Source organism: Amycolatopsis dendrobii, from assembly GCF_014145675.1.
In the GTDB taxonomy this organism is placed as follows: Bacteria; Actinomycetota; Actinomycetes; order Mycobacteriales; family Pseudonocardiaceae; genus Amycolatopsis; species Amycolatopsis dendrobii.
In genome coordinates, this window is sequence record NZ_JACGZW010000003.1 from 436,546 (window position 1) to 454,209 (window position 17,664).

The 17,664-nt window shown below is 67.1% G+C and carries 21 protein-coding genes and 1 tRNA gene; 9 read left to right on the forward strand and 13 right to left on the reverse strand.

Translation table 11 applies throughout. The features are described 5' to 3' along the window. Positions 1-48: 48 nt before the first annotated feature. From H4281_RS10360 to H4281_RS10375, 4 genes are read left to right on the forward strand one after another with little or no spacing between them, the layout of a single operon-like run. The gene (locus H4281_RS10360) at positions 49-207 is read left to right on the forward strand and encodes a hypothetical protein (RefSeq protein ID WP_182890652.1); all 159 of its coding nucleotides are present in this window, start codon (positions 49-51) and stop codon (positions 205-207) included. After that, positions 200-619, forward strand: coding sequence for a hypothetical protein (locus H4281_RS10365; protein ID WP_182890653.1), 420 nt, complete (start codon positions 200-202; stop codon positions 617-619). Before H4281_RS10360 ends, H4281_RS10365 begins: the two co-directional genes overlap by 8 nt. 4 nt (positions 620-623) lie before the next feature. Then, positions 624-1,586 (forward strand): glycoside hydrolase family 25 protein, encoded by a 963-nt coding sequence (locus tag H4281_RS10370; protein WP_182890654.1) that lies wholly within the window; start codon positions 624-626, stop codon positions 1,584-1,586. Then, complete coding sequence (locus H4281_RS10375; protein ID WP_182890655.1) at positions 1,583-1,918, forward strand: hypothetical protein; 336 nt, start codon at positions 1,583-1,585, stop codon at positions 1,916-1,918. Before H4281_RS10370 ends, H4281_RS10375 begins: the two co-directional genes overlap by 4 nt. A 697-nt stretch (positions 1,919-2,615) precedes the next feature. Here the strand turns inward: H4281_RS10375 and H4281_RS10380 are convergent. The 10 genes from H4281_RS10380 to H4281_RS10425 form a co-directional block, all read right to left on the reverse strand. Next, positions 2,616-3,125: a hypothetical protein gene (locus H4281_RS10380; RefSeq protein ID WP_182890656.1), complete on the reverse strand. Its 510-nt coding sequence runs from the start codon at positions 3,123-3,125 to the stop codon at positions 2,616-2,618. A 63-nt stretch (positions 3,126-3,188) separates the two neighbouring features. Further along, complete coding sequence (locus H4281_RS10385) at positions 3,189-3,965, reverse strand: S1 family peptidase (protein WP_182890657.1); 777 nt, start codon at positions 3,963-3,965, stop codon at positions 3,189-3,191. A 464-nt stretch (positions 3,966-4,429) separates the two neighbouring features. Beyond that, positions 4,430-4,500 (reverse strand) — tRNA-Cys (locus H4281_RS10390). Positions 4,501-4,695: 195 nt separating this feature from the next. After that, complete coding sequence (locus tag H4281_RS10395) at positions 4,696-5,571, reverse strand: aminoglycoside phosphotransferase (RefSeq protein WP_182890658.1); 876 nt, start codon at positions 5,569-5,571, stop codon at positions 4,696-4,698. After that, positions 5,568-5,738: a multiple cyclophane-containing RiPP AmcA gene (amcA, locus tag H4281_RS10400; protein WP_182890659.1), complete on the reverse strand. Its 171-nt coding sequence runs from the start codon at positions 5,736-5,738 to the stop codon at positions 5,568-5,570. Before amcA ends, H4281_RS10395 begins: the two co-directional genes overlap by 4 nt. Beyond that, the gene (amcB, locus tag H4281_RS10405) at positions 5,735-6,838 is read right to left on the reverse strand and encodes a cyclophane-forming radical SAM peptide maturase AmcB (RefSeq protein ID WP_182890660.1); all 1,104 of its coding nucleotides are present in this window, start codon (positions 6,836-6,838) and stop codon (positions 5,735-5,737) included. Before amcB ends, amcA begins: the two co-directional genes overlap by 4 nt. Further along, a complete protein-coding gene (locus H4281_RS10410) occupies positions 6,835-7,230 on the reverse strand; it encodes a hypothetical protein (RefSeq protein ID WP_182890661.1) in 396 nt (131 codons plus the stop codon). Before H4281_RS10410 ends, amcB begins: the two co-directional genes overlap by 4 nt. Before the next feature lie 6 nt (positions 7,231-7,236). Next, complete coding sequence (locus H4281_RS10415; RefSeq protein ID WP_182890662.1) at positions 7,237-8,130, reverse strand: hypothetical protein; 894 nt, start codon at positions 8,128-8,130, stop codon at positions 7,237-7,239. Positions 8,131-8,189: 59 nt separating this feature from the next. Next, positions 8,190-8,546: a hypothetical protein gene (locus tag H4281_RS10420; protein WP_182890663.1), complete on the reverse strand. Its 357-nt coding sequence runs from the start codon at positions 8,544-8,546 to the stop codon at positions 8,190-8,192. A gap of 167 nt (positions 8,547-8,713) precedes the next feature. Next, positions 8,714-8,965, reverse strand: a complete 252-nt coding sequence (locus tag H4281_RS10425; RefSeq protein ID WP_182890664.1) for a hypothetical protein — start codon at positions 8,963-8,965, stop codon at positions 8,714-8,716. Between the two features lie 493 nt (positions 8,966-9,458). Here H4281_RS10425 and H4281_RS10430 point away from each other — a divergent pair, with 493 nt between their 5' ends. Next, on the forward strand, positions 9,459-10,772 hold the full coding sequence (locus tag H4281_RS10430) for a helix-turn-helix domain-containing protein (RefSeq protein ID WP_312872086.1): 1,314 nt from the start codon (positions 9,459-9,461) through the stop codon (positions 10,770-10,772). Between the two features lie 4 nt (positions 10,773-10,776). Here H4281_RS10430 and H4281_RS10435 read toward each other — a convergent pair whose 3' ends face one another. Further along, entirely contained in the window at positions 10,777-11,337 is a 561-nt protein-coding gene (locus H4281_RS10435; protein ID WP_182890665.1) for an NUDIX domain-containing protein, read from the reverse strand. A gap of 200 nt (positions 11,338-11,537) precedes the next feature. Here H4281_RS10435 and H4281_RS10440 point away from each other — a divergent pair, with 200 nt between their 5' ends. After that, on the forward strand, positions 11,538-11,930 hold the full coding sequence (locus H4281_RS10440) for a hypothetical protein (protein WP_182890666.1): 393 nt from the start codon (positions 11,538-11,540) through the stop codon (positions 11,928-11,930). Positions 11,931-12,433: 503 nt separating this feature from the next. Here H4281_RS10440 and H4281_RS10445 read toward each other — a convergent pair. Both H4281_RS10445 and H4281_RS10450 read right to left on the reverse strand, forming a co-directional pair. Next, entirely contained in the window at positions 12,434-12,778 is a 345-nt protein-coding gene (locus tag H4281_RS10445) for a DUF3099 domain-containing protein (protein WP_182890909.1), read from the reverse strand. Between the two features lie 8 nt (positions 12,779-12,786). Beyond that, entirely contained in the window at positions 12,787-14,079 is a 1,293-nt protein-coding gene (locus tag H4281_RS10450; RefSeq protein ID WP_182890667.1) for an amidohydrolase, read from the reverse strand. Here H4281_RS10450 and H4281_RS10455 point away from each other — a divergent pair. From H4281_RS10455 to H4281_RS10465, 3 genes are all read left to right on the forward strand, one after another. Beyond that, positions 14,072-15,604 carry a DUF7782 domain-containing protein gene (locus H4281_RS10455; RefSeq protein ID WP_182890910.1) on the forward strand — a complete coding sequence of 511 codons (1,533 nt, stop codon included), beginning with the start codon at positions 14,072-14,074 and terminating at the stop codon, positions 15,602-15,604. The two genes, H4281_RS10450 and H4281_RS10455, sit on opposite strands and share 8 nt — an antisense overlap. Beyond that, positions 15,601-16,026 carry a D-aminoacyl-tRNA deacylase gene (gene dtd, locus H4281_RS10460; RefSeq protein WP_182890668.1) on the forward strand — a complete coding sequence of 142 codons (426 nt, stop codon included), beginning with the start codon at positions 15,601-15,603 and terminating at the stop codon, positions 16,024-16,026. Before H4281_RS10455 ends, dtd begins: the two co-directional genes overlap by 4 nt. A 277-nt stretch (positions 16,027-16,303) precedes the next feature. Further along, on the forward strand, positions 16,304-17,335 hold the full coding sequence (locus H4281_RS10465; RefSeq protein ID WP_220506960.1) for a sigma-70 family RNA polymerase sigma factor: 1,032 nt from the start codon (positions 16,304-16,306) through the stop codon (positions 17,333-17,335). Positions 17,336-17,664 lie beyond the last annotated feature (329 nt).

Here is a 17,664-nt window from a genome sequence, read left to right on the forward strand (position 1 = left end):
CCGCTTGCGAAGCCTCGGAGCCGAGACCCGATGAGGTGGGGGAAAAGCGTGCCCGACAAGAACACGGCCCCGGAACGGGCCGCCTCTCACGACGCCGAAGTAGCCCGGCTCACCGCACGGGCGGATCTGGTGATCGAGGAACTGGACGCGGTCGTGACGGAACTGTCCACCATGCTCAAAAGCGCCTACGGGATCAAGGATGACTGACCCACGCAACCCCGCCATCGCAGCCGCGGAACGGCTTCAAGAGTCCGTTGTGGACCTGAAGGAGGAGATCCGCGGCCTGCGCAGCTACGGCGAACGCAACCGCCACCTCATCGTCGGCCTCGCGGTCTCCCTCGTGCTGGACGTGCTCCTGACCATCGGCGTCATCATCGCCGCGGTCACCGCGAACCACGCCGGAGACCTGGCCGCGGCGAACAGGCAGAACCAGCTCGACACCTGCACCTCCACCAACCAAACCCGGCAGGCCAGCCGGAATCTCTGGAACTACGTCCTGGACCAAGCCGCCAAGGACGCAGAAGGCCAGACCCCGGAACGACGACGGCAGATCGCCGAATTCCGCACCTACATGCAAAGCGCCTACGCCGACCGCGACTGCTCGAAGATCGGGAGGTGAGCCGATGCCCCTGATCATCGACCTCTACCAGAAGTACAACCCCGTCGGCAGCTGGAGCGCATTGCGCGGAGCCGTGGACGGTGCCTACATCAAGTACTCCGACGGAAACGGCCCCGCCCAGGTCACCGCCGACGCCTACGTCTCCGGCTGCAACGGGGCGGGAATCCCCTACGGGGGCTACCACTTCGCCGAGGCCGGCGACCCCGTCCGCCAGGCCGACGTGCTCATCGACATGTACCGCCGCTACGGCGGCCAGCTCGCTCCCGCACTCGACCTGGAAACCGGCGGCATCCCGGTCGCCCAGCGGCCGGCATTCGCCCGCGCGTTCCTCGAACGCGTGCACACCGTCTACCCGCGCGTCGTGCTCTACGCATCCACGTCCTGGCTGGCCGGCCTCAACCCCGACCGCTGGCCCTACGACTGGGACGTCACCTGGGCCGCCGACTACGGCCCGAACAACGGACGACGCAATGCCATCCGCCACTACGGCGGCCGGGTCGACCTGCACCAGTTCACCAGCACAGGCCGCGCCGCCGGAACCGTCGGCGCGGTCGACCTCAGCTACACCGCCGACCTCGCGGCCCTCTTCCTGCCCACCGCCGCGGAAACGGAGAACGACGACATGCCCGCCATCCCTTACACGTTCGACGGCACCGGCCGCGACGGCGCCGGCCAGCTCAAGGAACGTTGCCATGTGTTCACCATCCCCGTCGGCTCGGTCAGCGCGGTCGTCGGCCGGGCGTGGCTGTCGTTCAAATGCGGTATAGGCCCGGCTGAGCGTGTCCGGCTCATGGCCATTGCTGGCGGGCCGAAAGCCTCGTACACCGTCGACAAGACCTGGACCAACGTCGCCAGCGACGCGACCCGCGTCTACATCGAAGCCCCGAGCGGCAGCGACCAGTTCACCGCCTTCGTCAAGAGCGAGTTCCCCTACAGCCTCGGCCTGGAAACGGCGGCCAAGCGATGAACTACGCCAAAGCCGCCGTCGCCGTCCTCGCCGCCGGGGCCTCCGCCGCCCTCGCCGCGCTCACCGGCGACCAGACCATCTCGACCCTGGAATGGGTCAACATCCTGATCGCGATCGCCACCGCCGCGTCCGTGTTCACCGCGCCGAACGTCCCCGGCGCATCCGTCACCAAAGCGGCTCTCGCCGCGATCATGACCGGGCTCACTGCCTGTGCGAACCTCGTCGGCGCGAACAGCTCCACCAGCTGGTGGCAGCTGTTCTCCGCGTTCCTCGGGGCCGCCCTCGTGTACGCGGTCCGCAACACGCCCCACCGCGGCCTCACTGCCGCCTGAACCCTCGAACCGGAGCAGCCGGAGATCCCTCCCGGCTGCCCGCGCAGAAGCCCCCGCCGCTCCCCGGTGCCGTTCACCCGGGTAGAGCAGCGGGGGCTTCGCTGCGTGTACAGGCTGGGCACACGGCCTGCCTGAGTGACCGTGCTAACATCGGCTTCGCCCGGCTGGGCACGCTCCCCGCGCAAGCGGGGGTGGCTCAGTGCAGTCGCCACCTGCGGTTTTGCTCCCGTGTAACAGCGAGGCAGCCCGGTGCGACTGACAGGGTGCAGTATTCCCCGCGTGAGCGGGGGTGTCCCGCTGCGGTACTGCTCGGTGACGGATTCCCCGCGCAAGCGGGGGTGGCCCGGCCTGGTACTGAGTGGCGACGCATTCCCCGCGTGAGCGGGGGTGATCCGTTGCAACGTGTACAGCTAGCAGCGGATTAGCAGTACTCCCCGCGTCAGCGGGGGTGGCCCGCTCCGATACGGGGTCGTGACGTATTCCCCGCGCAAGCGGGGGTGATCCGTTGCAGTGCATACAGCTGGCAGCGGATTTGCAGTACTCCCCGCGTCAGCGGGGGTGGATCGTTCCGATACGGAGCGAGAGCGAGCAGTATTCCCCACACCAGTGGGGCACGAGGCCCCGGCACTTCGGTGCCGGGGCCTCATTTTTGTGCGCTTGCGGCCTGCTGGACCGCTCGTGACGCCTTTAGCCGTTGTCACGAGGTTTCGTCCGGCGGAGACCCACCGCTGGATTCCTCCGCCGGACCGATCTCCGGGGCTCGCAGCGGTCGGGCCATCTCGAAGAATCGCGCCAGCAACGCCTGGTCCCAGTTGAAGAACCTCCGGACCGCGTGAAACCGGTGCACGCACTCAGTCCACTTCTCGTGGTAGTCCAGAGTGAGAACGACGTCCGGTGAGCGGCCTGCCTCGCGGGCTACGTACTCGTCGTAGGACAGCGTCCCGAGCCGGGCGCAGCGGGCGAAGTCGTAGACAGCCTCGTCCCAGCGGAAGGCCCCGCCCTCGCGGACTTCGAGGTGCAGCCACATCAGGTGATCCGGGAAGCCGACCTCGTGGGTTCGCTCCAGAATCATCGCCCAGGTCTCGCGGACGCACGGGAGATTCAGCCTCGTGCGCACGACGAGCTGGCTGCGCAACTCGATTGAGTTGTCCGTCAGGAACCGAGCCGCCGAAGGCTCCAGGGCGATGGAGGATTGTCCTGTCAACATTCAGCTCCGAACATCCGGGACGGCTTGGAGCCGCGCACCAGCGGCTCCAAGCCGGACTATCTATCAGGAATTTTCCGCGATGGTGTCTTCGATCCAGTTCCGGTAGGAGCTGATGTCAGTGAAAGCGGTGTTCGACTGCCCGGGAACGGGACTTCCGCCGCGAGAGTCGATCCCGACGACCCGCATGCGCCCTCGCTTGTCGATGGTGACGGCGGGGCCGCCCGCGTCGCCGTAGGCGGGCCCCTTGGCGTTCGGGTGACCCGTGCAGAACTCGCCGTGCGAGATCCCCGCATCGGCGCACTGCTGCTTCGGAACGACGGGCAAGTCCAGCTGATGCAGCAGCTTCGGGAGCTTGGACCGGTCCGGCTTCGAGAGTGGCTCGGTTGCTCCCCATCCGTACGTCCTCAGCACGTCGCCCGGTCGCGGAGACCACCACGCCAGACGCGCTGCTGGCACGTCGAGGTCGTTGTCGACCTGGAGCAGGGCGAGATCGCCGGTCGGGGTGTTGGGGTTCCATTGAGGATTGACGAAGATCCGTTCGACGCGGCCGGTGGCGCCGCCCTGCGTGCGGTCGAGGCCCACCCTGACGTGAAACTTCTTGTGCTTGGCCGGGATCTCGTCGGGAATTCCGAGGTCCGTGACGCACTGCGCCGCGGTGAGGAGCCAGCGGTCATCGACTACCACGGATCCGCACGTCTGCGCGTCGCGCAAGCCTTCAGGGGCGGCGTCGAACATCAGCGCGCCGACGGACTTGACCGACGCTGGCGCGAGCTGGCCCCCGATGAGCTGGGCGGAGGAGTCGGCCGCCGAAGCAGTCGAGGTCATCGACGCGGTCGCCACGAGGGCGAGGGCACCGGTAGCTGCGAGCTTTCTGGAACGCATTTTTCCCTTTCTGGTTGTGTACACGAACCGCAACCGGCCGGGAGCGACCGGGCGGGGATCAAGGGCGCGTCGGACCGGTCGGGCCGCCGTGGACGGCGCGGTTGCGCCTCGCCAGTCGCATATTCAGGCTGAGCCCGGCCGGGCGGCGCGCGACACCGATGCGCCTCATCCAGGTCATGACCGTGGGTCGGCATACGCCGACTTTCTGGCCGCTCTCCTTCGCCGTGAACCCTCGCGCATACCATTCGATCGCTTCCCACGCGGCGAACGGGTGCGGACGCTTCGGAACGAATAGTCCACGCATGCAGTTATTCGGCCTTTTAGTCCAGTCCGGATCGGGCGGAAGGCCGGCCGCCAGTGAGCGCCTGGCGACCACGCTTCCGATCGTCTCCATTTTCCGAAGAGTGTTCGATGTCGTCATGTTGCCCCACCGGGGATCGAACCCGGACCGACAGGATTGTGTCCCTCGCGCTTCCAGTTACACCATGGGGCATCACCCGGGACGCAATCCCCATTGTCCCGAGCTTTCGCCATGCGACTATGTTTCCCGCTAGGCCCAACGGCAGGCCATCATGACGGGACATCGGCTTGAGAAAGGCGAGAACCTAACCCTGTTGTCGCATGGCTACAAATCTATGGAATCCGACATCTGTCGGAATTCATGAATCAGCACAGAGTTGCACTGCTTCTAGAGTTTGGGCAGGAGGGTTTCGGCTTCGGCTCGCAGGTAGTCGTCGAGCAAGTCCCAGTCGCTGCCTGAGCCCATGATCGACAGGTAGCGGCAGATCGCCGACAGCAATGCGAGACGGCCGCTTCGCGTCTGAAGTTCCGGCATGTCGCGGATGCGGCGGGCTGTCGGCGGGTGGAGGAGGCTGTTGCAGTAGAGGGTGGCCAGGTCGTACCCGGCGAACGCGGGTCGCCAGCTCTCCCAGTCGAGGATGCACAGCTGTGGCTTGCGCAGGTTGCCCCAGTGCAGATCGGCGTGTGCCGTGGTCCATTCCACGTCGGTGAAGACTTCCGGGGACAGGGTGATGCCGAAGTGCTCGCGCACACCGCGGATGGTGTAGTTCACCGCACCGAGTTCGTTGTGCCATTCCAGCGGGTGCTCGGCCAGTGCCGCGAGTGACTGGCGCAGCTCGTCCCACCAGGTTTCGGGCAGCAGGGGATCGTCTCGGAGTACGCCGTCCGGGGCCACCGTCGTGCCCGGGGCGAGGGTCATCACCTCGCCCCGGAGACGACGGTCCCGCAGGTACTCGCCGCTGTTTCGCCAGTCGCGGCACCTGAGCACCGTAGGTTTCGCGACGCCGAGAATCGAGTTGGCCGCCAGGTTGCCGTCCCACCTGCACGCGGGTTCGTAGTCCGGGTCCTCGACCACGACCCGCAGCCAGACGTCGGCGTCGCTCTCGTCGTGGGCGACCGCGCCGGCCGAGCGCATGTCGAAGGTGTTCACCGGCTGGCCGATCAGACTGACGTCGAACGTCATCGCCGCGACGTCGAGCTGCTTGCCGAGCCAGACCCGGCGCTCCTCGACGGCCTTCTCGATCTCCTCAGCGTCCGTGCTCACTTCTTGAAGAACTCCGTTCCCGTTCCCGTGCTCTTGTGGAAGGTGCCGCCCCTGCGGCCCCATTCCGTGGCATCCACGGCTTCGGTCGTGGTGTGGCCAGCCACGAGCGCTGCCCAGTCAGTGTCGCGCTCCTCGACGACGAGCGCCATTTCTTCCAGAACGGTCATCCGTTGCCTTTCCCTCGCAATAGTTCGGCAAGCGCCAGGACCGGCGCTTGAACGGAGTTCCGGCAGTGGTCGGTCTCCGTCGCTGTGAAGGTGCCGTGCTCGAAGAACCGGTCGCCCGCGTGCAAGCCTTGGCAGAAGGCGAAGAACTCACACGTCTGCTTGCAGTTCTCCAGCCCGGTCTCGAACTCCTGGACGTAGAGGAGATCCGCCGAGCGGGCGATGATCGTCGGGAGGTCGTCGGACAGCACGTTGCCCGCGATGAAGTCGCTGTAGAGGGTGCTGCGGACGCCGAGCAGTTCCGGCGACAGCAGCACCACGTCGCCGTTCCAGCCGATTGTCGGGGTGGGGTCGTGCCGGGCGTCCTCGGCGCGCTGCTCGCGGCTCAGGCCGAAGTAGCCGATCAGCCTGTCGACCTCGCGCACGGTCATGTCCGGGTTCTCCCGGTGCCACTCGAACGCGTCATGCCAGAACCGCCGGGCGTGATCGATCGAGGGAGTCTGACCGTCGGAGTTCGCACCCTCCTTGGCCTCGACATTGAACCCGACCCACGGAGCGCCGAGGTCCCGCAGGAAGTCCAGGACGCGGCCCGCCTGCGCAGTGCCGTCCCGGCCGACCACGGACAGCACGGTGAACGGGATGCTGCGCCGTTTCAGGACATCGATGGACGCGATCGTGCGGCCGAGCATCGCGTGACCGCCGCGGTCGACGCGATGGCGGTTGAGCGCTCCGGGGCCGTCGATGCTCACCCCGACACCGATCTCGTAGAGCTGAAACACGTCGCACCACGCATCGGTGATCGGCCTGCCCCCGCCGGTCTGCACCTGATGCCGCACGCGGCCGGCCTTGCGCAGCGGCTCGAACGGCGTCAACAGCTCCACGAAGCGCTCGACCCCGACCGCCAGCGGTTCGCCGCCGTGCCACACCACTTCCACCGGACCCCACGACGAGCCGATGGAGTCGGCGATCGCAGCGGCCACCAGCGGTGTCATCTCCTGCTTCAGGTGCCGTTCCGACAGGTAGCAGTAGGTGCAGTCCATCGGGCACAACGTCGTGGGCTGCACGACGATGGTGCCGGGCTGGTCATGAAGCCAGTAGCTCATGGTGTGCCTGCCTTCCGCGTGGTCGTCCTGACTGGTGACGCCTGGCTGAGACCTCGGTCGTCCGGGTCGCGACCCGGCCATTGCCGAGCCATCGGCACCTCGGCGCGGTGCCGGGGAAAGTTCTCGTCCGGCCGACCCGACGGGCCGCTGACCCGCCTGAATTCGGCGGTTTCGTGCTCGCGCGCGTCGCGGTGCATCGAGCGTGCTTCCGCGCGCAGCCGCTGGGTCTCGTCGCGCAGCCGCTGGGTCTCGTCGCGCAGTACGCGATTCCGCTTGACCGCGCGGCGTCCGATGAACCATGACCCGCCAAGGGACAACGCGGTCGAGATGATGGGCAGAAGCAAGATCGCCGCCGACGCGGCGAGGGCATGGAAGTCAACGTCGTTCGTCATGTCGCCCTACGCACGGTGTTTCGCGCCGGGCGCATCGTAGAGCCGATATTGGGCGTACCAGCGTGCCGCGTCAGTAAGACTCGGCTGCCGACTCTTGAGTATCCAACGCCCCAGCAGCGCAACGGCGAACGCGTCCAGCGAAGTCGCGCTGGCCTCCGCCCACGCCGGCACTGCCGACACGATGCTCTCGGCTTCTTCCGGCGCGTATCCCGCCTCCACGAGCCGCACGGCGACAATCGCGGCGTCGACCCATGCGGGAGAGCGAGCCGCCCACGTCCAGCCCACGATCCGGGGAAACCCGTTGCGGTCAACCAGAATGTTCAACTCTGACATGTCCCCGTGCGCGATGCCGGTTCCAGCGGACAACACGTCGCAGACGTAAAGCTCCATGTCGACGGATTGCGCAACATTCTCACGATCCCACGCCGTCAGCTTGTGCACATGATTCGTGGACAGGGTTCGCCACGACGACTCTTTCGCCCAGCGAGCACCCAGCGATTCAAAGAGCGAGCTGCCCTTCACCTCAGGCACGGCCAGATCGGCGAGCAGTTTCACCACCGTGCGCACGTCGCCCGAACCGGGCCGGAGACGCGCACACCGCCCGGGAACATACTCATACCCGGTGATCGCCCAGTTCATGTTCTGCCTGAACCACAGCAAGCGCGGGGCCGTATCGGGGAGCAATTTGTTCAGCCGCTGCTCCTCGGCCCGCGCCATAGTCTGGCTGTGCTCGTCCTGGCTGACCGCCTTCACGAAGACAGCTCCGTGCTTGGTGTGCACAACACCGGAGAAGTCCGCGGTTCCAGGACAGTCGTGCACCTGCTCGACTTTCGCGCCGAGCTGCCGCTCTACGCCATCATGAACTTCCCATGAGAGGTCGTCCCACCGTTTTCTGCCCACGCGCCAATCCCTCCCCACTGCGATGTGCATTGGCTTCCGGGTGAATGCGCTCGTTGAGGTCATCGACCGCCGCCTGCGCCCGGCGGCACCCACAACGTCTGACCATGACCGATGGCCAACCGCGGCGCGTGGGGAAGCAACGGATGCGGCAGGCTCTGGAGCGCGTCGACCACCTCAGCCAGGCCCCCGGTGTACTCCCAGACCCGCCAGTCGCCAGGATCGTTCCGCATTCCGACAACGTCGCCAATGCCGCTGACGATGATGAGGTCCCTCGTGTTCTCGCACCACCGGTAGAATCCCTTCACCACCGGCACCCCGCCGGTTCGCGTCCTCGGCAGGAACGACCATCCGGCGTTGTCCAGCTCCGCCAGCCTCCGAAGCTCCGGGAAAGCCTCCAAAGCCGAGTAATCCCTCATCCATCCCCTCCAGTGAGCTGCCGAACCGTCGCGCCGAACTTCAGGAAGATCCGGAGCTGAAAATCAGGGCCTGCCCCAGCCCCCGGGAGGAGCCAACCGCCGCGCCGGGCTGGGGCAGGCATGGCGGTGCGGCGAGCGACGGGCGGGAAGCTCTAGCCGCACCAAAGTCACGGGGAAAAGAACCGCACTTGCTGCGCAGCTTCATTCCGCGGCTTGATGCCCGCATACGACCGGCAGTCGCCGACCGGGGGCACCGGCGAAAGGGCTCCGTTGGCGTGCTCGACCCTGGGTATCACCGTCGTGTCCGCCATGGCTCGCTCCGATGCTTCCTTTTCAGCCAGCCGCTGGAACTCGGCCAACCGCGCTTGCTCGATCTCGGCCAGAACCTCGTGGTCCAGCCGAGACTGGAGATCACCCACTGTCAGTTTTCCGCGCGGAGGAGGGATCGGCCGCCTCGCACGCCGCAGCCAGGCCATCGCCACGACAAAGACCAGGAGCAGACAGCACGTGATGACGACCGCTGGATGGCCTGGCCGAACCGCTTCACTCAGCGTTGTTCCTGCTCCCATGCGATCCACTCCTTGCCCGATCAAACTTTCGTTCAGCTGGCAGAAGCTTCTGCGACCGGAGCGAGATCACCAATCTGCATCGGCAATACAGCTCCAGAAAATATGGATGGGATCAATATTCGCAGGTCAGAGCGTCTGCACTTTGCGATAAGCTGCTCGTCACGTCGAGCGATCGGGGGTTGTTGTGCCAAAGCCAGCACAGCGCGTCTGCCAGCGCTGTCGGAGCCCGCTTGCGTCTGACAACCCTGAGCGAATGTGCAGTCCGTGCGGCAGAGACTCTTTTCGGGACGAGGCGATCACACAGGTCCCGACGCCTCCCGCTGGTCTCTGGGACGAACCCGCTGTGCGCGCAGCCCTCGCCGACAGGCACTTCGGACGGCTCCTGCGTGCGTATCGGCTCCTGCATGAGCCGCCGATACGGCAAATCACCCTGGCTGGGCTTCTCGGCGTGACACAAGGACATCTGAGCTACATGGAACGGGCGTCGCACCGCGTCGCGGACCTTGACAAATTGGAACGCTGGGCGCGGACGATCCAGGTGCCGCCTCGACTCCTTTGGTTCACCCTTCCAGAGCAATGCTCGGATCCATATGACGTTGCCAGCGACGGACCTAAGCTCCCTCCTGTCGAGGCAACTACGGGAGAAGACGTGCGCAGAAGGCAATTCATCAGGTCGGCGGGCGCAGGCGCTGCGACCATAGGACTCACCCTGCTGACCGGCGGAACAGCCGTCGCGGCCGATCGGGTCGGGATGGTGAAGGTCGACGACGTTCGCAAGATGACCCGTGCGTTCCGCGAGACCGACAACGAGTTCGGCGGCGGTGCCACCCGCAGTGGGTTGGACAACTACCTCACCAACACAGTCGAGCCGATGCTTCGGGACACCAGGATGACCGACGCCGTCAAAAAGCCGCTGTTCCGCGCCGGCGTCGAGCTTCGGCAACTCGCCGGATGGGTGGCATACGACGTCGGCCACGCGAGCGACGGTCGCAAGCACCTGCGCGAAGCACTCAACATGTCACAAGAGATCGAGGACGACGCGCTTGTAGGTGAGATGTTCGCGGCCATGAGCCATCATGCGGCGTTTCGCGGAAACAGCGAGGGAGCGGTCGATCTTGCTCTCGCGGCACAGCAAGCGGCACGTCGGAGCGGCATCCCCGCTCTTGAAGCCGAAGCAGCCGTGATGGAGGCACATGGGCGAGCTCTAGAGCGAGAGCAACGACCATGTCTCGACGCGTTGAACCGAGCTGAGCGCGCGTTTGCCCGGGTAGACACAGGGAGGACGCCGACGTGGCTGGCTTACTTCGACAGCTCTTACCTGGCTGCTAAGTTCGCCCACACCTTCCGCGACATCGGAATGCCAGCAGAGGCGGAACGGTTCGCGCGCAGGTCTCTCAGGATGACCGAGGGGTATGGCCGCGGGCGGCTGTTCAACACCGCGCTTCTGGCGTCCACGTTGGCCGACCAGCAGAAAGTCGAAGAAGCGTGCGCAGAAGCGCGCAACGCGGTTCGACTGGCGACCAACGTGCGATCGGTGCGCGCCGCGTCCTACCTCGCAGATGTCGGACGGCGACTTTCGCCGCACTCCCAGAACGCTCAGGTGCAGGCGCTCTACAAACAGTTGGATGACATCGGAGTAGCGACTCCCCGGTTTTAGCCGACTAGCCGGGCGGGAACGCGATCACGTGCAGAAGACCGACCTGCGATGAAGCGCCGAGGATCTCGCCCTTGGCAATTCGCTCCCGCACGGACGACAACGGCACCCACGCCACTCGCTCGGCCTCGTTAATGTCGACGTCTCCGCCGACATACTCCGCACCGCGCGACAGGAATAGCAGGTTCTCGTTGTCGGCGATCCCGACGTTCGGCTGAAGCGAAGCCAACGGCTCGCTAGTGCGCGGTCGCCATCCCGTCTCCTCTTCGACCTCGCGTGCTGCCGTAGCCGACGGGACCTCGTCCGGATTGACGTATCCGCCCGGAAGCTCCCAGACCCAACGATCGAAGATCCAGCGATGCCGCCACATCATCAACACGGACGTGCCGGGATCGTCGAGAACCACCATCATCGCGGCCTTCGGCATCCGCATGACGTACTGCTCGAAGGTCACGCCGTCAGGCAGTTCGACCGAGGCGACGCTAAGCCGCAAGCGTCGCGTGTCGTCGACCACGCGTTCGCCATGGATCGTCCACTTGGTGGTCTCGGCAGGCTGGTCCGGGTCCATGACTTGAACCTACACGGGACGAACCTCGTTGACGCCGCGGCCAAGCCAGCGCGACCTTAGAGGGGAGCGAGCAGCCGTGGTCTTGCCGAACACCGGCCAACCCGAGGCCCGTCCGGAATCAACTGCCGCGGTGACGCCGGACGGTGATTCAGCCCCCTGCGCACCCTCCGGCCTGGGTATTTCGTGCAACACTAGAACACATGTTCGACAGGTTCAGGGAAGACGAGGACGCCCGGTCAGCTCTGCGGGAGGTGGGGCTGCCGAGGCCGGTATGGGTCCGCGTGGCTGAGTTCGTGCCCGCTCCGCTGAACTGGGGACGCACGGCGTCGCCGTGGATGCGGGCTGGCGGACTGAACGCTGGCGCGATCGTCCGGGCTGAGCAGGTTGCCTGGGTGGCTGTCTCGACGGGGTGTTGGATGCCGGAGGTCTCGATGACCTTGCACTCGGCAAACGGGCGTCTGCACCGCGAATACCCGCGCATTCCCGTCCCTGCCGACGCAGTGATCGTCGCCGGTGACGAGGAGACGATGACGCACGCCCTGTTCGACAAAACGTTGCAGCGGCGGGCACTCGCGCACTACCGCAGCAAGTAGCCATGCGGCGTGCCCTGGCCGCAGGCTTACCCCGGACGCGACGAAGGCCCCCAGCGCTTCCAGTGTGCCGGGGGCCTTCGTCGTTCTCAGCTTCCACCAACCGCGGAGGATGCAAGCCTCTACGTGGAGCGGGTGCACTCTCGTGCGCTGTGATCCTCGGGGCTCCGGAGAGCCTCCGCCGCCCTCTCTCGGGGGCCTCCGCGCTCTCGCGAGGAGGCCCCAACGGTAGCGCCAGCGTGGGAAAGGCCATGGGAAGAGATCTGCGAAAGTTGCGACTTCGGCTCCCTGATGTGCGACCGATCGCGACCTATTGACACTGGAAACGACCAGGTGAGAGCCTACTTTGGTCAAAACACCAGGTCAGCACGCAGGCCGCACGTTTAAGGCATCTTTCCCGCCTTGACAAGCACCCCCGAACCGTCAGCACACTCAAGCTTCGGGGTGCCCCACGCAACCACCCCACGGCAAGGTCGCCGCCAGGCGACGAGCCGACCAGACGGGCCCTACCCGTCGATCACCCGATGTTTCCGTCCTTCAATCTGCCGAGCATCCCGCGCGTACCGATTGACCTTCTCCGACTTCTTAGGCGGCCGGTCATTGGCGATCAGCACCGCGATCCAAGGCAACGGCACGGAAATCACCAAGAACAAAATCGCCAGCCACCACGTGTGATAAGTCAGCCCGGCCAAAATGAGGCAGGGAATCCGGCACACCATCATGATGACGTACTTCCGCTTCCGCGCCGCCAGCTGATCGTCCAGCGACGGCTCGGCCTCGGTGATCAACACAGGCTCGGGGCGGGGATCGGCTCCGTGGGGTGCGTTCACAGCACCACCTCCGCGTTCCATCGTCTCACTCACCGCCCTTCCGCGACACCCGGACGGGCAAACCGGGACAGCGCGGCGACGACCAGCGTCTCGACCCCGGTCCGCAAGGTCGGATGCAGCACCGGCGCGAACTTGGACGAGTGATTCGAGGGCACGTCCGTCTCGAACCGCCCCTCCGTCATCGCGGTAATCACCTGCTGCGCGTCGAACCCGCCGACCAGCCAGAACACCGACGGGACCCCGGCCGCGCGCCCGAACTCGCTGAAATCCTCGCTGCCGGTGACCAATGGCGCGGGCATCGTCGCCTCCGCCCCGAAGTGCCCGCGAAACACCTCAGTCAACTCGTCCGACACGGCAGCGTCGTTCGCCGTGACCGGATAGGACGCGACGACCTCCACCGTAGGCGGCTGAGGCGCCCCCGCAGCCGCGGCTTCGCCGTTCACGATCCGTTCGATCGCCTTGCGCAGCCGCAGCAACACAGCGTCGTCGAAGGCCCGGGTATTGACCTCCAGCACTGCATGGTCAGCGATCACATTCGCCGCGGTCCCGACGTGCATCGAGCCGACAGTCACCACAGCAGGCTCGGTCGCGGCGATCTCCCGCGACACGATCGTCTGCAGCTTGAGCACCACAGACGCCGCCAGCACCGCCGGGTCGACCGTGGTTTCCGGCCGCGACCCGTGCCCGCCACGACCGTGCAGGGTGATCCGCAAGGTGTCGGTCGCCGCCATGATCACGCCGGGACGCGTCAGCACCCACCCGGCCGGACCAGGCACGATGTGCTGCCCGAAGACCACGTCGGGGCGGCCGACCCGGTCGAAGAGACCGTCGCGGACCATTCCCGCGGCACCGTCACCGGCCTCTTCCCCGGGCTGGAAGAGCGCGAGCAACGTGCCGGACCACTGCTCCCGCGAAGCCGCGAGAAGGTGCGCGGCCCCGGAGAGCCACGTCGCGTGCATGTCATGCCCGCAGGCGTGCATCAGCGGCACGTCGCGCCCCTCGGAGTCGACGCCGCGCGCGGTGCTCGCGTACGAGAGCCCTGTCTGCTCCTCGACTGGCAACGCGTCGATGTCCGCACGAAGCAGCACAGTTGGTCCTTCGCCGTTACGCAGGACCCCGACGACGCCGGTGCGACCGATGCCGGTGTGCACCTCGAAGCCGTCTTCAGTCAGCCTTCGGGCCAACTCGGCTGCCGTGCGGGTTTCGGTGAACGCCAGCTCGGGATGACGGTGCAGATCGACGTACAGCGCTTCAAGCTCCGGCAGTGCCGCTTCAAGCGGAGCCAGGACACGCTCGGTGGTCTCGGTGGTCACGATGCTCATCGTGGCAGGCTTACCCACCGTGAGCACGAACACGCCTCTCCCTGACCTTTCCGACGACGTCTGCGCGCGGCTGCGCGAAGCGTTCCGACGCACCGGCTACGACGCTGACGGCGTCGTCGACGCGCTCGGCGGTGCCGCGCACACGGCGCTCGGCCGCGGCGAGCCCGAACCCGCCCGCCGCGCAAGCCTCGACGCGGGCGATCTCGGCGTCTTCATCCGGCTGTTCCTGCTCGGTCTCGCCGAGCCGGAGAAGACTGTCTCGTCGGCGTTCGCGCCGCTCAGCGCGGACGACGCGGTGACCGCGGGCATCCTGCGGACCGTCGGGGACGAGTTCCGCGCCGCGCTCGACATCCGCCCGCACGGCGACGAGGACGGTTCGTGGTGGGTCGTCTCCGACCTCGACGCCGACATGCTCGGCCACGTCGTGCCCGAGGACCACGTGCTCGGCGTCGGGCACGCGTCGCTGAGCCTGATCCGCGCGACCAGCCGCCGCCCGGTCGGCACCCTGCTCGACCTCGGCACCGGCAACGGCGTCCAGGCGCTGCACGCGACCCGGCACGCGCAGCGGGTCACCGCGACCGATGTGTCGGCTCGCGCGCTCGCGCTGGCCGCGGGCACGTTCCGGCTGAACGAATTGGAGGTCGAACTGCTGCGCGGCGAATGGTTCGCGCCGGTCGCACGCCGCCGCTTCGACCAGATCGTGTGCAATCCGCCATTCGTGGTCGGTCCGCCGCGCGTCGACTACACCTACCGCGACTCCGGCTTGGCCGGCGACGACGCGAGCGCGCTCGTCGTCCGTCAGCTGCCGAGCTTCCTCAACGACGGCGGCACGGGCCAGCTCCTCGCGTCGTGGCTGCACCGTCGCGGCGAAGACTGGGGCGACCGCGTCGCGCGCTGGCTGCCGCCGGAGACCGACGCCTGGTTCGTACAGCGCGACGTCGCCGACCCCGGGCTGTACGTCGGCACCTGGCTTCGCGACGAAGGCATCGACCCGCGCTCGCCCGAAGGCCGCGCGAAGGCTGCCGCGTGGCTCGACTGGTTCACCGAAAACGACGTACAGGGCATCGGATTCGGCTTCGTGACACTGCGGCGCGCGAACGGTCAGACGCCGACTGTTGTTTGCGAAGACTTGCGACAGGCTTACGACGACCCGCTGGGCCCCGAAGCAGCGAACTGGCTCGACCGCGTCGAGTGGCTGCGTACGCACGGCGACAATGTGTTGGACGTAGCGTTTCGGGTACCCGACACAGTGCTGCTCGAACGCGTCGACTCTCCTGGCGATGAAGGCTGGGAAACAACCGTGCGGCGGTTGCATCGCACCGACGGACCCGGTTGGCAGCACGAGGTCGACGAACTCACTACGCGTCTTCTCGCGGGTTGCCGCGGTGCGCTGCCGCTGTCGGATTTGCTGGACCTGTTGTCCGCCGCGCAGGGCCTCGATTCGGCCGAACTGGCCGCAGCCGCTTTGCCGATCGTCCGCGAACTCGTGCGGCACGGCATGCTCGTGCCCGGTTCGCCGCGGTGAGGGCGGTGGCGGCGCGGGTCACCCGCGCGAGCGTGACCGTCGCGGGGGAGATTGCCGGGGAGATCAAGGAACCCGGACTGCTCGTATTGCTGGGCGTGCACCGTGACGACGATCTCGCGAAGGCCGCGACGATGGCCCGCAAACTGCACGAACTCCGGTTGCTGCGCGACGAGGAATCGTGTGCGACGACCGGGGCGCCGCTGCTCGTGGTGTCGCAGTTCACGCTCTACGGCGACACCCGCAAGGGCCGCCGCCCGTCGTGGACCGCCGCCGCCCGGCCGGAAATCGCCGAACCCCTGGTGGACGCCGTGGTCGCGGAACTGCGCGGCCGCGGCGCGACCGTCTCGACCGGACGGTTCGGCGCGCAGATGGCCGTGGAAAGCGTGAACGACGGCCCGTTCACCGTTCTGGTTGAGGTCTAGACCACAGTGGAGAAGGCCGCGTAACATCGAAGGCACGCAGCGCGATTCGCGCATATTTCCCGGAGCGCAGCGGTTCTCAGCAAAACCTCAGTTTTGGTGGAGCAACCGCGGGGCGGGTACGCCCGTCCTCATTTCAGCGAGCCGGGAACGTTTCAGCTTCCCGGGGCGTTGAGACCAGTGTCCAGCCAAGCCGGCTGGGCCCGCGGACACGGGATTCCACAGGCCCCGTCCCGCAGGCGCCGGCGAGACACGTTCAGCCCGTGACCGGGGAGGCAGAATGTCAGTCCAGACTCTCGAACGCGAAGCGCGCGGGATTCGCGAGCGCCGGATTCCAGCACAGCAGACCGAGGAGCGTCCGAGCGTGGGGGCGCTCACCGACGCCGACCTCGACGCCCAGAGCCCCGCCGCCGACCTGGTGCGCGTGTACCTGAACGGCATCGGCAAGACCGCGCTGCTCACCGCGGCCGACGAGGTGGAGCTGGCGAAGCGGATCGAAGCCGGGGTCTTCGCCCAGCACATGCTCGACACCGCCGAGGACCTCACGCAGCAGCGCCGCAAGGAGCTGCGCGCGCTGGTGCGCGACGGCCACACCGCGAAGAACCACCTGCTGGAGGCCAACCTCCGCCTCGTGGTGTCGCTCGCGAAGCGCTACACCGGGCGGGGCATGCCGCTGCTCGACCTGATCCAGGAGGGGAACCTGGGCCTGATCCGCGCGGTGGAGAAGTTCGACTACTCCAAGGGGTTCAAGTTCTCCACGTACGCCACGTGGTGGATCCGCCAGGCCATCACCCGCGGCATGGCGGACCAGGGCCGCACGATCCGGCTGCCGGTCCACCTGGTCGAACAGGTGAACAAGCTGGCCCGGATCCGCCGCGACCTGCACCAGCAGCTGGGCCGCGACGCGACGCACGAGGAACTGAGCGCCGAATCGGGCATTCCGGTGCACAAGATCTCGGACCTGCTCGACCAGTCGCGCGACCCGGTGAGCCTCGACATGCCGGTGGGCACCGAGGAGGACGCCCCGCTGGGCGACTTCATCGAGGACTCGGAGGCGACCGACGCCGAGAGCGCCGTCATCTCCGGCCTGCTGCAGGACGACCTCCGCCGGGTCCTGGCCACGCTGGACGACCGCGAACAGCACGTGATCCGGCTGCGCTACGGCCTCGACGACGGCCAGCCGCGCACGCTCGACCAGATCGGCAAGCACTTCGGCCTGTCCCGCGAACGCGTGCGGCAGATCGAACGCGAGGTCATGGCGAAACTGCGCCAGGGCGAGCGGGCCGACCGGCTTCGGGCGTACGCCAGCTGAGTTTCTTCCCTCTTCCGGAGCCGGGGTTCGGGGCCCGGGTTCCGGGGAGGGCGGAAAAGCCGGTCCAGCGGGGCTGATTCGGGCTGGCGCGGCGGGCTGACCGGGCGTGGGGTCCGGTGAGCCGGCCGCGGCAGGCACGCGGACGGGCGGGCCGGGGTTTTCCGCGGGGACCGGGTGGGGCTCGGTCAGGCGGGGCGGAGACCCTCGGCCAGAAGATTGTTTCGGTGGGCAGCGGTTCGGGCCGCTGATTGCGCAGGACCCTCGGTTCGGTTTCCGGACCGGGGGTTTTGTCGTGTCCGGACCAGGGTTTGGGCCGTTTGCCGCCCGGA

Bases quoted from the DNA above. Each gene is read 5' to 3' on its own strand.
- H4281_RS10365 (WP_182890653.1), top strand. From the start codon at position 200: ATGACTGACCCACGCAACCCCGCCATCGCAGCCGCGGAACGGCTTCAA.
- H4281_RS10370 (WP_182890654.1), top strand. From the start codon at position 624: ATGCCCCTGATCATCGACCTCTACCAGAAGTACAACCCCGTCGGCAGC.
- H4281_RS10375 (WP_182890655.1), top strand. From the start codon at position 1,583: ATGAACTACGCCAAAGCCGCCGTCGCCGTCCTCGCCGCCGGGGCCTCC.
- H4281_RS10380 (WP_182890656.1), bottom strand. From the start codon at position 3,125: ATGTTGACAGGACAATCCTCCATCGCCCTGGAGCCTTCGGCGGCTCGG.
- amcA (WP_182890659.1), bottom strand. From the start codon at position 5,738: ATGACCGTTCTGGAAGAAATGGCGCTCGTCGTCGAGGAGCGCGACACT.
- amcB (WP_182890660.1), bottom strand. From the start codon at position 6,838: ATGAGCTACTGGCTTCATGACCAGCCCGGCACCATCGTCGTGCAGCCC.
- H4281_RS10410 (WP_182890661.1), bottom strand. From the start codon at position 7,230: ATGACGAACGACGTTGACTTCCATGCCCTCGCCGCGTCGGCGGCGATC.
- H4281_RS10420 (WP_182890663.1), bottom strand. From the start codon at position 8,546: ATGAGGGATTACTCGGCTTTGGAGGCTTTCCCGGAGCTTCGGAGGCTG.
- H4281_RS10435 (WP_182890665.1), bottom strand. From the start codon at position 11,337: ATGGACCCGGACCAGCCTGCCGAGACCACCAAGTGGACGATCCATGGC.
- H4281_RS10440 (WP_182890666.1), top strand. From the start codon at position 11,538: ATGTTCGACAGGTTCAGGGAAGACGAGGACGCCCGGTCAGCTCTGCGG.
- H4281_RS10445 (WP_182890909.1), bottom strand. From the start codon at position 12,778: ATGGAACGCGGAGGTGGTGCTGTGAACGCACCCCACGGAGCCGATCCC.
- H4281_RS10455 (WP_182890910.1), top strand. From the start codon at position 14,072: ATGCTCATCGTGGCAGGCTTACCCACCGTGAGCACGAACACGCCTCTC.
- H4281_RS10450 (WP_182890667.1), bottom strand. From the start codon at position 14,079: ATGAGCATCGTGACCACCGAGACCACCGAGCGTGTCCTGGCTCCGCTT.
- H4281_RS10465 (WP_220506960.1), top strand. From the start codon at position 16,304: ATGTCAGTCCAGACTCTCGAACGCGAAGCGCGCGGGATTCGCGAGCGC.